The sequence below is a fragment of the Paraglaciecola sp. T6c genome (genome assembly GCF_000014225.1).
Lineage (GTDB): Bacteria > Pseudomonadota > Gammaproteobacteria > Enterobacterales > Alteromonadaceae > Paraglaciecola > Paraglaciecola atlantica_A.
Window position 1 is genome coordinate 1,667,058 of the sequence record NC_008228.1, and the last position, 12,905, is coordinate 1,679,962.

The window sequence follows — 12,905 nt, forward strand, 5'->3', positions numbered from 1 at the left end:
TTAAGCCTCTGAATGAGGCGTTAGGTATAGCGCGAGTTTTGACGAGTAATAAATTGAAAGTAATTGGTAAATAACAAATGAAAATGACTGATCAGATTGTTGTAAAAGAAGCAAAGTTTGTTTTTATTATCATATTTCTTGCCATTTCTATTATTACAGCCGTAGGAGTAAGCGTTAAGTATGCTAAATATGGCGTTTTCAAACCCGATGGCTTGTTACTCGCATGTGTTATTTTCATTCCGGTTTTAATTGTTTTTTCGTGGGTATATGCTTACTTTGAAGTTAAAAAAAACCAAAAGTCAAAAAGTTAACTTTGAAAAATATACCTAACAAAAACATTATGGTGGGAATTTTACTCGCTGAAAAGCGCTCCTAAAATCCCCATATGTTAAGCGTTATACGGCGAGACAAACATGCAGCGCTATAAAGTAAAAATTAAGTTAGCTAACCACGGGGATTCCAAGTTTGAATTTTTAGGGACTTGGATAGGCTTTGCTGGTTTGATTCTAGTTATTGCTGCTGTAACTGTTTATGCCTACGCCAAAGGTGCTTTTGCTGATACTGTTCCAGTTATTGGAATAGCTTTTGGTATCTACTGGTTTGCAACTCAGATAAATTTTTTAATTTATCTTTTTTGTTTAGTTGCATTTACTTCAGCGTGTGTTTTTTTAGCTAAAGCAGTCTTTACAAACATTGAGTGCGGCGAAGCAACTAGAACAATTCAATACAGTTATTGTTTCGAGGATGTTGCTTATCCTTGGCTAGCGTTTAGCTATCTAACTAGCTTATTTATTGTAAGTTTGTATTTTAGCATTGGCTACTTTAAACGTGCCGTATAACAAGCCAAGTCATCGGAAAACCACTCACTGGCTGCGCCAAAGCGTTCGTGTTTTCCGCTGCTTGGGGCGTTAGGTGCTTATGGGAAAACCTACATATTTACTCACTAATAAACCAATTTTTATTCTAGGTATCCCAGCTCTAATACTTATTCTTCTGGCTGTTCTATTTCAGTTTACAGTTGTGACAGGAATCGAAAGTGGCACTCTAGAAGGCAAAGTTTACTCTATTTCTCAACGACCACTTGGAGGTGGTAACAGAAGTATCCGTAAGATAGATTTAGCTAAGGTGAAACTTCAGGACGGAACATTCATTATGGTGAGGTGTGAAAGCTATTGCCAGTTGGACCAAGAAATCAAAATCACAGTTTACAAACCTTTATTTAGCAGCGAACTTAGGTATGTTTATGAACGCACCTAACAAGAGACTATGGCGTCAATAGCTAATTTGTAGCCTTTGGCGCTTCCCACATGACCCCGTCTCTGAGCATTGAATTTAAGGTAACAACCATCTTTCTAATGCACGCAATAATAGCCACTTTCTTAGGCTTTCCTGCTGCGACTAATCGTTGATATGTTTCCTTAAATACGGGGTTACTTTGTATCGCTGACATCATCGCCATGTACAAAACGGTTCTGACTTGATGTCTGCCACCTTGGATTTTCCGCAACCCTTTATAGCGCCCACTTTCTCGATTCATGGGAGCCACACCGACTAACGCAGAGGCTTGTTTGTTAGTCATGTAACCTAACTCTGGCAGGTTACTGATGATGGAAGCGGAGGCTATTTTTCCTATTCCTTTCATGCTCTGTAAGATGCAATTCTTCGCTTGATAATCAGGACAAGATTCAATGAGCGCGACAATTTTATTCTCGATTTTGGTTATCTGATTTTTAAAGGCAGTGAGAATAGGTTTGATGGTCATGGCGAGTTCTTTTGGTAGAATTTGCAGGCGGTTCTTTTCCATTGTTTGCATGACGAGCAATTGATTTCGCCTTGCGACTAAATCACTCATAGCCTGCATGGTATCTGGTTTTAGTTGAGATAACTTAGGCTGAATAGCCTCACCATAATGAGCAATCAATTGAGAACAATTACATAGACACCCACCTTTAGAATCGCATTAAAAAGCACACCTGCTCAGAATGGGGAAATGCCTCTAAAGAAGCGTTGAGGTACTTTTCATTTGAATGATTGAGGATTTTTCCTAGAATATTGAGCGTTGAGTAAGGTAAGCGGCGCGCAAGGTCAATTTTCGGGCAAGGGAGTAGGCTACAAGATAAGCATGATATGTAGTGTTCGAAATTGATTTAGGCGCGCCTTAACAACTCTCTTATTAACAAAGACACCCATCTTTAGAATCGTATCAAAAACTCTTCTGCGTAGAAGGGGGAATACCCCTCAACAAGCATTAAAGTACTTTTCATTTGAATGATTGGGGATTTTTCCTAGAATATTGAGCGTTGAGTAAGGTAAGCGGCGCGCAAGGTCAATTTTCGGGCAAAGGAGTAGGCTACAAGATAAGCATGATATGTAGTGTTCGAAATTGATTTAGGCGTACATAATTACATAGATAATTACATAGACACCCATCTTTAGAATCGTATCAAAAACTCTTCTGCTTAGAAGGGGGGAATACCCCTCAACAAGCATTAAAGTACTTTTCATTTGAATGATTGGGGATTTTTACTGGAAAAGTGAGCGTAGAGGAAGGAAACGGCGCGCAAGGTCAATTTTCGGGTAAGGGAGTAGGCTACAGGGTATGCATGATATGTAGTGTTCAAAATTGATTTAGGCGCGCCTTAACAACTCTCTCGCTTTGGTCATTCCTCGCAGACGTTGATGATGGGTATGGCGTTTAAATGCATTCATCATTTGCTCCGCACCGGCTGCGTAGCAGAAGTGTTTTTCGAACTCAGTGGTTAAGGTTAGCCATTGAGCAGCATCTAAGCCTAATCTTTGTAGAAGAACTATTAACACAGACACCCATCTTTAGAATCGTATCAAAAACTCTTCTGCTTAGAAGGGGGGAATACCCCTCAACAAGCATTAAAGTACTTTTCATTTGAATGATTAGGGATTTCTACTGGAATATTAAGCGTGGAAGGAGAAAATCCAGCGCAAGGTCAATTTTCGGGCAAGGGAGTAGCCTAAAAGATATGCATGGTATGTACTGTTCGAATTGATTTAGCCGCGCATTAGCAATTCTTTTGCTTTAGTCATTCCCCGCAGCCGTTGATGATGGGTGTGGCGCTTAAAAGCATTCATCATTTGCTCCGCGCCAGCTGCGTAGCAGAAGTGTTTTTCGAACTCAGTTGTTAATGTTAACCACTGAGCAGCGTCTAATCCCAATCTTTGAAGAATAGGACTGTGAGTATTATCAATATGACCGGCCTTATCATCACGAATGCATCGGCCTGTCGTGTCTACCAATTCACAATAGTCTTTGAGTGAGTAAGCCATACCTCGAGGCATTTTTTCACGAGGATTACCTACAAACGGCATTAAAGCACTCGGTTGCTCTCGTTTATTTTTAATCGCCTGCGCACGTTTTTCGATACTGGTGTGCTTTGACGTTTCGGGTGTTTTTGCCATTTTTGCACGAATGGGGTTTAAATCTACATAGGCCATGCATGCTAGCACCGCACTTTCATCTAATAAGGCCTGAGATTTAAATCGCCCCGCCCAGAAACGGCCAGTGCAGCCATCCTCTTTATTGGCTTCACGAGCAACATACTCATTTAAGTCACGCATAAACCAGCTTATGTCGTACAAACGTTGCCGATAGGTTTCAACGGTCTCATCAAAGGTGATTAGCTCTCCTTGGCTCAGCGTATCGCCATTCATGAACTTCTGAGTCAGCAATGTACCTCTGTGCAGCTTGTGATAACGCCTCAACACTTCATCGTTATCCCAATTATCAGCCAAGGCTTTATCCACACATAGCACCACATGCGTGTGATTACTCATGACCGCATAGGCACAAATGTCTATAGCGAATACCGTAGATAAAAACAATAAACGCTCTTCAACCCAAGCCCGACGATGCTCGTAACTCTGGCCAGAGTATTTATCCATTCCACACAAGAAAGAACGCCGCACACACCGGGAAACACAATGGTAATAGGGCGTATCGATTAAACTAATTTGGCTTTTTCGAGGTTGAGGCATAGTCCATTTACCTGACAAAAATGAAACACCAATCAAGTCTAGTTCAGCCCTGAAAATTGACCATTTTTATCATGGGTGTCTCTATATAAATTCTTAAATAGCGCCATGCGTGTCTATGTTATTGTATCTGCTCATAATTATGAGGGGATTCGTTAGAATGAGGCGTTATACTTACTGGCACGCTGGTGGCGCTAATCTGTCAAAGTATGTCATATAAATGACGTATCAATATAGGAGCTTTCTTACGATAATAACTTGAGATTTTATCTTTGAGGAAGTAATTATGGAAATGCAATTAAACGTTAGAAAGTTAAAGAAATTAAGAGAATCTAAGGCGTGGAGTCAATCACACCTCGCTGATGTTGCAGGGATAAGTTTAAGAACAGTTCAGCGCATCGAAAAATCAGGAGTCGCTTCACCTGAATCAGTTATGTCAATTTGTTCCGCTTATGATATTCAGACAAATGATCTTATAGAGAAAGAAGATCCTCCGATTGATATGGTTCCAACTTTCTTAAGTGTAGTTAGATATCAAATTGATCATACGAATATAAAAGCAACACTAGTCGCATTTTTTGTGGCATTTATAATCGCTTTTATTTTCACGGTAGAGTACATATAACAAGCGATTTATGAAAGGACTCGTCACGTCTTGACGAGCTCACTCGTCGCCAATTTTAGCAAGCCTAACTCGCCTTATATTCGAAGCGCTGGGGGATCCCCTCATAGAATTGGTCTTCCTTCTTTGTGAACCCAGGTAATATATTGGGCGATAGCCCATGTCATTTGGGCTGAGTTCATCCTGTAATCTTTTGCCCTTTTCCTGACTTCTCTGCCTAGCCTAATAATAGATAACACGCGCCGACGACGGATGGTGTTAGCTTGAAATGCTCTTTCCCAGTTTTGCTTCACGGCGATGATACCGAGTAGCCGTAATAGCCATTCTGCGAGCATCGCTATCAGCAGTAATATGTCGAATCGTTTGGTACTGCGACTGTTGCTGTGGCGCAGTCCCATGCCGTATTGAGGGCTTTTAATATCGCGGAAGGTTTCTTCTATTTGCATTCGTCTTGCGTAAAGAGAAACCAGCTGTTTTGAGTTAAGTTTATCGTTCTCGGGAAGGTTAGTGGCGAGTAGCCAAGGCTCTTTGCTACCCGCACGATAGCTTTGCTGGGCGGTGTGGTTTCGCCCTGCCTTTGAAGAGCGTTTATCCTTTCGATGTTTGGCCTTTGCTTTGTACAAATGTAGGTGTGCATGAAGCGGGCTTTTACGCCCTAATTGCCCACACCCAAGGTATTTGGCCCGAGAATTTGCACTGGGATAAAACGACTTATTACTTTGCCATGATGCTTGCCCATCCCGCTTAAATCCCACATCACCGCGCACTCGGCCTAGCCAGAACCATCCATGCTTTTCGACTTCACGAAACCAAGGGTTACGATAGCCTGCATCGGTCACAATCAACGGGCAACAACCCGACGGCAGGATACTCGCCAACTCCCGTAAAAACGGATTATGACTAACAGGTGAATTGTATTCACCGAATGAAAATACGCGCTCATAAAGCGTGACAGAGCGTCCTTGAACACTGACCGATGCACGTAAGGTTAAATGCCTGAGCTGCTCACGCACATCAGACCAATCCACAAGGACAACGGGCATGGGGTTAGCACCGCAAAGTAGCTTTGCGTGCCAACGATAGATGTCGAGCCGTTCATTATGTAGGTTGTTATTACCAAGCAGCCTGTCGATGCGTTTAATGTTGTGTTTCGGGGCCACGGAGCCTGAGATATTGCGTCCTAATTCGGTCAACGACAGTTGCTGACCATCTAGCAAAGATTGGGTGGCAACCATCAAAGAGGAAAGACGTTTGGCATGTAGATTAGGGCATTGTTTTTTAAGCAAATCGTGTAAGATATGAATATCACGCATGGTGTTGTTATCTAGTTGGTTTTTGGCGAAATTTATTAGATCAAATGGCGCTATGCGTGTCTATGTTATTGTTTCTGCTCATAATTATGAGGGGATTCGTTAGTTCGAAGCGTTATACCGCATCTTGTTTTTAGCAGTTTTTAATTTTAACCAAGTAAAAGGAATTATCATGAAAAAATGCTTACTTGCTTTATCAATCTCACTTCTATCTACCTCAGTAGTTGGTCAACTTCGTTTACAAAGGTGAAGTAGCTGACATTCCCATACAAGTGGCAGGTGGATATTGGGGCGACTCATACAGTGGTGTCGAACTCGGTTACAGATTTATTGAGCGTGAAGGCGCTTTTTCAAGCGCACAGGTAATCGCAGGCTATTCTCGTTTAGAAGACTCAAATGATTTTGTCGACGAATGGACCTACGTAGGTGCATCGGCAACATTTTCGTGGGGCGGATTTTATATTGAACCCGGTATATCTGTTGGTTCTGGAGACTATTCAAATACGCAACTGCTATTTCAAGCAGGGTACTTAAGGACGTTTTAAAACGGTATAACAACTCACTCAACTCTCTCACTTCGTTCGCAGGGCGCATATACGCAGGGCGGCTTCGCCATAATGCCCTACGTGCCTGCGCCCGTTATTGAAAAGTTAAAACCAATGACCGCTTTCGCTCATAGCCGTCTGTCAGAGTCGTTCGAAACCGGTCTGTCTCGAATATCATCATATGGGTGAGCTCAAACAGATTAAATGCGGTGGTGAAAATTCAATTTTGACGCTAAGAATCCGACCGGTGAGCTACATTCTGCCTACAAATTGTTGCCATGATAACAGGACTTCTTTGAAGTCTTCTAAGCCGCAACCGCAGATAGATTCCTGATCGTATAATTCGGTGTCTTCAGGAATATCAATTTCGCCTTCATCTCGGGTTATGGCCGCGTAAACTTCTATCTCATCTCGCGTTAAATCCATATTGAATTCACGCCCTTGCAACGCATATTGCTCAATGTCTTTGTGTTCTAATTGCTGAATAACATCCAACAAGTGCTTTATTTTCTGGCGATCTCGACCGAGCTCTTCACTGAACCATAAGCCGAGCGTTTCCGCTCCCATTTCAAAAATGGCGGCAGGCTCTGCGCGATCATTGCGAATAAATTGATAATCCATTAGGTGTCCAAAAAGATTGAGTTAAAAAATGTCGCCCCGGGCTTCGATCTGAGTTAAGTAAACTCGCAGATCAAATTCCAATTGGTGGTAATCCGGCAGCATATGTAAACATAGTTGATAGAATGCTTTGTTGTGATCTTTCTCTTTTAGGTGTGCTAATTCGTGCACTACAATCATATTGAGGAAGGGCTCTGGAACACGTTTGAATAGCGTACTCACGCGAAGCTCATTCTTGCTTTTGAGTTTCGCGCCCTGCACCCGTGAAACATACGTGTGTAAACCTAACGCATGGTTAACCACATGTATTTTTGGATCAAATGCGATTTTACTAAGCGGTGCAGACTTACGCATAAAACGGTTCTTTAGGCCCATAACATATTGCCGTAATGCATTGTCGTTGCTCACGTCATGCGCATGGGGATAGCATTTGAGCAAATAGTCTTTTAATTTATCTTGCTCAAGGAGCTGCTCTATTTTGTCTTGCAGGTGTCCAGGGTATGCAGCTAAGTACTTCATTGTATAAATATTAATGACTCTACTTTTTAGGCTCAGGCCAAACAAATTCACCAGTAGAAGCGGGCGCTTGAACGGTTTTCTTAGGGGATGAAGATTTGCTTCTAGTGGTATACAAATAAAGCTCTTCGACTTTGGCTCTAGCCCAAGGCGTTTTGCGTAAAAACTTTAAGCTTGATTTAACGCTTGGATCGCTTTTGAAACAATTGATTTTTACTTGCTCGTGCATTCGCTCCCAACCTAGCTTTTCGACCAGTGTTTCCACTATGTGTTGCAAGGTTAAGCCGTGCAAGGGATTGTTTTTTTGAACTGTCATTCTGTCACATCTGAAATAGTTTGATATTGGGCAATATAATCTGCGACGTTAGGACCAGGAGGTACGCTAAATTATGATGCCTGTTAGGGGTTGTGAATTCTCTACCGGCTGATCCGGGTAGGTAGCAAGTGTTTGCCGTGAACCGTGTTCGTCTATTTGCTCTAATTTAACAGAAAATCCCCACAAATGATGTAGATGCTTTAACACTTTATGTTGGCTGTCAGCCAGTGGAACACCGTTTTGTGGTAAATATGACAAGGTTAAAGAGCGGTCGCCTCGGGAGTCTACATCATACACTTGTATATTTGGCTCAAGATTACTCAAGTTATATTGCGCGGATAGCTTCTCTCTGATGGCGTGATAACCGGCTTCGTCATGAATGGCGGAAACATCGAGAAACGCGTTTTGTTCATCATCTTCAATGGCGAAAAACTTAAAATCACGCATTAGCTTTGGTGACATAAACTGACTGATAAAGCTTTCATCCTTAAAGTTTTGCATAGCGAAGTGGACTGTTTCCAACCAATCTTTGCCTGCAATTTCAGGAAACCATTGGCGGTCTTCATCAGTGGGTGATTGGCAAATGCGCTTTATGTCCATAAACATATTGAAGCCGAGTGCATATGGATTGAGGCCTGAATAATTCGGTTGATTATATGCCGGTTGTGCCACCACATTGGTATGGCTGTGTAAAAACTCGAGCATAAACTTATCTGTGAGTTTACCCTCATCGTAGAGATGGTTAAGTATATGGTAATGCCAAAAGCAGGCCCACCCCTCGTTCATAACCTGCGTCTGTTTTTGTGGGTAAAAATACTGAGATACTTTACGCACGATACGTACTAATTCTCGTTGCCAAGGTTCCAACAAGGGGGCGTTCTTTTCGATAAAATAGAGCACATTTTCTTGTGGCTCAGAAGGGAACCTTCGATTAGGTTCACTGCTTTTAGCTTCAGACTTGGGCAAGGTACGCCATAATTCATTCACTTGAGATTGGATATGTTGCTCACGATTTTGCTGGCGCTCCCGCTCGATCTGCATGGATATTTTCTGCGGCCGTTTGTAGCGGTCAACGCCGAAATTCATCAACGCATGACAAGAGTCGAGCACATTCTCGACTTCACTCACACCATATTTTTGTTCGCACTTAGCCACATAATTTTTGGCAAATAATAAGTAGTTTATGATAGAGCTAGCGTCTGTCCATGCTTTGAAAAGATAGTTGTTTTTGAAAAACGAGTTATGGCCGTAACAAGCATGGGCTATTACCAGTGCTTGCATAGGCATGGTGTTCTCTTCCATTAGATAGGCGATGCAAGGGTCTGAATTAATAACGATTTCGTAGGCCAATCCCATTTGGCCGCGGCGATAATTTTGCTCTGATTGAATAAATTTCTTGCCATAAGACCAATGGGCGTAATTAACCGGCATACCGATACTCGCGTAGGCATCCATCATGTGTTCAGCGGTAATAATTTCTATCTGGTTGGGATAAATGTCTAAGCCATAATGTTTCGCTACGCGATCAATCTCTTGTTCGTATTCGGTCAAAAGCTCGAAAGTCCAGTCGGGGCCATCGCTTAGCACATCTGAAGTTTGCTTGTGCTGCACATCTGCTTGAGTATTTTTCATAAGCTAAGCCACTCCTGATTGTTTTTCTATGCCTTGGTCGAACAGCTCCCTGAAAACTGGGTAAATGTCATCAACATCAACAATATGCTTAATGGCAAAATTATTATGGGTTTCGCTGAGCTTTTCATATTCATGCCAGAGCTTTTGATGTTGACGTGCAGTAATTTCGATATAAGCGAAGTAACGCACCGCAGGCAGCAAGCTCTTCTCGAGTAATTCAGTGCACTTGGCGCAATCGTCTGTCCAGTTATCTCCATCAGATGCCTGTGCTGCGTATATATTCCACTCATGACGAGAGAAACGCTGCTCTATGATTTGCTTCATCAATACTAAGGCACTTGATACAATCGTGCCGCCGGTTTCTGTTGAATAAAAAAATTCTTGTTCGTCGACCTCTTTGGCTTGAGTGTGGTGATGTATATAGACGACCTCGACGTCCTTGTAGGTGCGTGTTAAGAATAAATACAGCAAGATATAGAATCGTTTGGCTTTGTCTTTGGTGGCTTGGTCCATTGAACCCGACACATCCATTAGGCAAAACATAACGGCTTTGCTTGAAGGTATGGGGCGTTTTTGATAATTGCGAAAGCGCAGGTCGAAGGTATCGATGAAGGGCACGCGAGCAATCGCCTTTTCCAACTGCGTTATCTCTTCTTTTAGCTTTGCCAGCATATGTTGATCAGGCAGACTAGATTCGAGGGCTTCAGCAAGCTGCGCTTGCAGTAACTTTAATTGCGCTTTTTTACCGGCACTGAGGGCGATGCGTCGAGCTACCGACCCTTTTAAAGATCGCACTACATCTAAATTACTCGGGACACCGTCTGATACAAATCCCGCTCGATAGCTTTCATATTCAACCAGTTTATCCTGCTGTGTTTTCTCGAGATTCGGCAGGATCAGATTTTCAAAAAGAAGATCTAGATATTCGTCTTTTGAAATTTGAAAAACAAAGTCGTCTTGTCCCTCACCGCTATCACTGGCGTTGCTATCCCCGCCTTGTCCTGCACCCGAATCGGGGCGTTTGATCTTATCCCCCGCGGTGAATTGATCATTGCCGGGATGCACGATGCTTCTGGCACCCCCTTTACCTGTATGAAAAATTGGTTCAGATATATCTCGGCTGGAAATGCCGATTTTTTCACCACTGGTCACGTCGGTGACACTGCGTTTGTTGATTGAATCAGACACCGCCTTCTTAATTTGCTCCTTGTAACGGCGCAGGAAACGTTGGCGGTTGACTGTACTTTTTCCTTTGCCGTTGAGCCGTCGATCAATAAAATGGGCCATACTACTTTACCTCAATGGATTCCATTGGAGCGCTGTTGTTTACCAGTGCCACATTAAGAAGATTTCCTCACCCGTAAATACCATTCGCATAACAATCTGACTTGCTTTTGGGTGTAGCCTTTTTCGGCCATACGGGCGACAAAATCATCGTGTTTTTTCTCGTCTTCCGCAGAGCCTTTTTTGTTAAACGATATAACGGGTAATAGATCTTCAGTGTTGGAAAACATTTTCTTTTCAATCACAGTGCGTAATTTTTCGTAGCTGGTCCAGCTTGGGTTCTTGCCTTTATTATTGGCTCTAGCGCGCAGCACGAAATTGACTATTTCATTGCGAAAATCTTTAGGGTTGCTTATACCTGCGGTTTTCTCAATTTTCTCAAGCTCAGTATTCAGCGCTTCTCTGTCAAATAGCTGGCCGGTTTCAGGATCTCGATATTCCTGATCTTGGATCCAGAAATCCGCATAAATGACATATCGGTCAAACAGATTTTGACCGTATTCAGAATAGGATTCTAAATACGCGGTTTGGATCTCTTTACCAATAAATTCCACGTACTTGGGGATCAGATAACCTTTTAAATGTTCTTTGTATTTATCAGCAATTTCGCTGGCGAATTGCTCACGTTCAATCTGGCGCTCGAGTACGTAAAATAAATGCACTGGGTTGGCGGCCAATTCCTGTGGATCAAAATTAAAGACGCGAGACAATATTTTGAATGCAAAGCGGGTCGATAGACCTTGCATGCCCTCGTCCACACCTGCGTAATCTCGGTACTCTTGATAGGACTTGGCCTTAGGATCCGTGTCTTTCAAGCTTTCACCGTCGTACACCCGCATTTTTGAATAAATGCTTGAGTTTTCAGGCTCTTTCAAACGAGATAACACACTGAACTGGGCTAGGGTTTCTAGCGTGTCTGGGGCACATGGGGCACCGGATAGTTCACTGTTATCGATGAGTTTGCGATAGATCTGCATTTCTTCTGATACGCGCAAGCAATATGGCACATTGACAATAAATACACGGTCAAGAAAGGCTTCATTGTTCTTGTTATTGCGAAAGGTTTGCCACTCTGACTCATTTGAGTGGGCCAATATTACGCCTTCAAAGGGCAGGGCAGACAATCCTTCGGTGGAATTGTAATTACCTTCCTGAGTGGCGGTTAACAAGGGGTGAAGCACTTTTATAGGCGCCTTAAACATCTCCACAAACTCCATTAGGCCCTGGTTTGCGCGGCACAATGCTCCTGAATAGCTGTAGGCATCAGGGTCATTCTGGGCAAAGTGCTCTAAACGCCTGATATCCACTTTGCCGACTAAGGCGGAGATGTCTTGGTTGTTCTCATCACCGGGCTCGGTTTTAGCAACCGCAATCTGATCGAGTATTGAAGGGTGTAACTTGACCACCTTAAACTTTCGGATGTCCCCGTTGTATTCATGTAAGCGTTTACGTGCCCATGGTGACATGACGGTTCTTAGGTAGCGATGTGGAATACCATACTCGTTAAGCAGCAATGAGCCGTCTTCATTCGAATCAAACAAACTAAGGGGGTGGTCGTTCACCGGGGAGTCTTTGAGTACGTAAATTGGCTGTTGCTGCATCAGTTCTTTTAGCTTCTCTGCTAAAGAAGACTTGCCACCACCGACAGGGCCAAGCAGGTATAACACTTGTTTCTTTTCTTCCAGCCCCTGAGAAGCATGCCGAAGGTAAGACACGATTTGTTCTATTGATTCTTCCATGCCATAAAATCCGTCAAACGCTGGGTAACGAGCGATGATTCGGTTAGAAAAAATACGGCTTAAGGTGGCATCTTTGGCGGTGTCGACCATTTCTGGTTCACCGATTGCTTTAAGAAGACGTTCTGCTGCATTGGCGTATGCTGAATCATCTGTTTTACAGATTTCTAAGAATTCGTCGATGGTTAATTCTTCTTCTTTACGGGCTTCGTACCGTGTCTGATATTGCTCTAAAATTCCCATAACTCGACCTCACATATAGAAAATTTTCTGGCTTCACTGGTAAGATTAGACCCTTATTGGCATTTGTATGTTTCAGAT

At 42.8% G+C, this 12,905-nt stretch carries 14 protein-coding genes and 1 pseudogene; 5 read left to right on the forward strand and 10 right to left on the reverse strand.

The features are described 5' to 3' along the window. Positions 1-77 precede the first annotated feature (77 nt). The 3 genes from PATL_RS07080 to PATL_RS07090 all read left to right on the forward strand — a co-directional run bounded on the left by PATL_RS07080 (position 78) and on the right by PATL_RS07090 (position 1,257). The gene (locus tag PATL_RS07080; protein ID WP_041713481.1) at positions 78-311 is read left to right on the forward strand and encodes a hypothetical protein; all 234 of its coding nucleotides are present in this window, start codon (positions 78-80) and stop codon (positions 309-311) included. 102 nt (positions 312-413) lie between these two features. Next, positions 414-839, forward strand: a complete 426-nt coding sequence (locus PATL_RS07085) for a hypothetical protein (RefSeq protein WP_011574227.1) — start codon at positions 414-416, stop codon at positions 837-839. A 79-nt stretch (positions 840-918) separates the two neighbouring features. After that, a complete protein-coding gene (locus PATL_RS07090; RefSeq protein WP_041713484.1) occupies positions 919-1,257 on the forward strand; it encodes a hypothetical protein in 339 nt (112 codons plus the stop codon). A 22-nt stretch (positions 1,258-1,279) separates the two neighbouring features. On the opposite strand, the pseudogene PATL_RS07095 reads toward PATL_RS07090, so the two are convergent. From PATL_RS07095 to PATL_RS07105, 3 genes and pseudogenes are all read right to left on the reverse strand, one after another. Next, positions 1,280-1,927 (reverse strand): annotated as a pseudogene (locus PATL_RS07095) (IS110 family transposase); the annotation flags it as partial. Between the two features lie 701 nt (positions 1,928-2,628). After that, positions 2,629-2,817 (reverse strand): hypothetical protein, encoded by a 189-nt coding sequence (locus tag PATL_RS07100; protein WP_041713485.1) that lies wholly within the window; start codon positions 2,815-2,817, stop codon positions 2,629-2,631. A gap of 207 nt (positions 2,818-3,024) precedes the next feature. Further along, positions 3,025-4,008, reverse strand: coding sequence for a hypothetical protein (locus PATL_RS07105; RefSeq protein ID WP_011574229.1), 984 nt, complete (start codon positions 4,006-4,008; stop codon positions 3,025-3,027). Positions 4,009-4,291: 283 nt separating this feature from the next. Here PATL_RS07105 and PATL_RS07110 point away from each other — a divergent pair, with 283 nt between their 5' ends. After that, a complete protein-coding gene (locus tag PATL_RS07110) occupies positions 4,292-4,630 on the forward strand; it encodes a helix-turn-helix domain-containing protein (protein WP_011574230.1) in 339 nt (112 codons plus the stop codon). A 101-nt stretch (positions 4,631-4,731) separates the two neighbouring features. Here PATL_RS07110 and PATL_RS07115 read toward each other — a convergent pair whose 3' ends face one another. Beyond that, positions 4,732-5,940: an IS4-like element ISPat1 family transposase gene (locus PATL_RS07115; protein ID WP_011573751.1), complete on the reverse strand. Its 1,209-nt coding sequence runs from the start codon at positions 5,938-5,940 to the stop codon at positions 4,732-4,734. A gap of 221 nt (positions 5,941-6,161) precedes the next feature. Between PATL_RS07115 and PATL_RS07120 the strand changes: the two genes are divergently transcribed. Then, positions 6,162-6,482 carry a hypothetical protein gene (locus PATL_RS07120; RefSeq protein WP_011574231.1) on the forward strand — a complete coding sequence of 107 codons (321 nt, stop codon included), beginning with the start codon at positions 6,162-6,164 and terminating at the stop codon, positions 6,480-6,482. Between the two features lie 252 nt (positions 6,483-6,734). On the opposite strand, the gene PATL_RS07125 is transcribed toward PATL_RS07120, so the two are convergent. The 6 genes from PATL_RS07125 to PATL_RS07150 all read right to left on the reverse strand — a co-directional run bounded on the left by PATL_RS07125 (position 6,735) and on the right by PATL_RS07150 (position 12,827). After that, a complete protein-coding gene (locus PATL_RS07125; RefSeq protein ID WP_011574232.1) occupies positions 6,735-7,103 on the reverse strand; it encodes a YacL family protein in 369 nt (122 codons plus the stop codon). A 21-nt stretch (positions 7,104-7,124) separates the two neighbouring features. Beyond that, positions 7,125-7,619 (reverse strand): M48 family metallopeptidase, encoded by a 495-nt coding sequence (locus PATL_RS07130; RefSeq protein ID WP_011574233.1) that lies wholly within the window; start codon positions 7,617-7,619, stop codon positions 7,125-7,127. Positions 7,620-7,638: 19 nt separating this feature from the next. Continuing rightward, positions 7,639-7,932, reverse strand: coding sequence for a VF530 family DNA-binding protein (locus tag PATL_RS07135; RefSeq protein WP_011574234.1), 294 nt, complete (start codon positions 7,930-7,932; stop codon positions 7,639-7,641). 66 nt (positions 7,933-7,998) lie between these two features. Beyond that, a complete protein-coding gene (locus tag PATL_RS07140; protein ID WP_011574235.1) occupies positions 7,999-9,564 on the reverse strand; it encodes a SpoVR family protein in 1,566 nt (521 codons plus the stop codon). 3 nt (positions 9,565-9,567) lie between these two features. After that, positions 9,568-10,851, reverse strand: coding sequence for a YeaH/YhbH family protein (locus tag PATL_RS07145; RefSeq protein ID WP_011574236.1), 1,284 nt, complete (start codon positions 10,849-10,851; stop codon positions 9,568-9,570). A gap of 53 nt (positions 10,852-10,904) precedes the next feature. Continuing rightward, positions 10,905-12,827 carry a PrkA family serine protein kinase gene (locus tag PATL_RS07150; protein ID WP_011574237.1) on the reverse strand — a complete coding sequence of 641 codons (1,923 nt, stop codon included), beginning with the start codon at positions 12,825-12,827 and terminating at the stop codon, positions 10,905-10,907. Between the last annotated feature and the right edge of the window lie 78 nt (positions 12,828-12,905).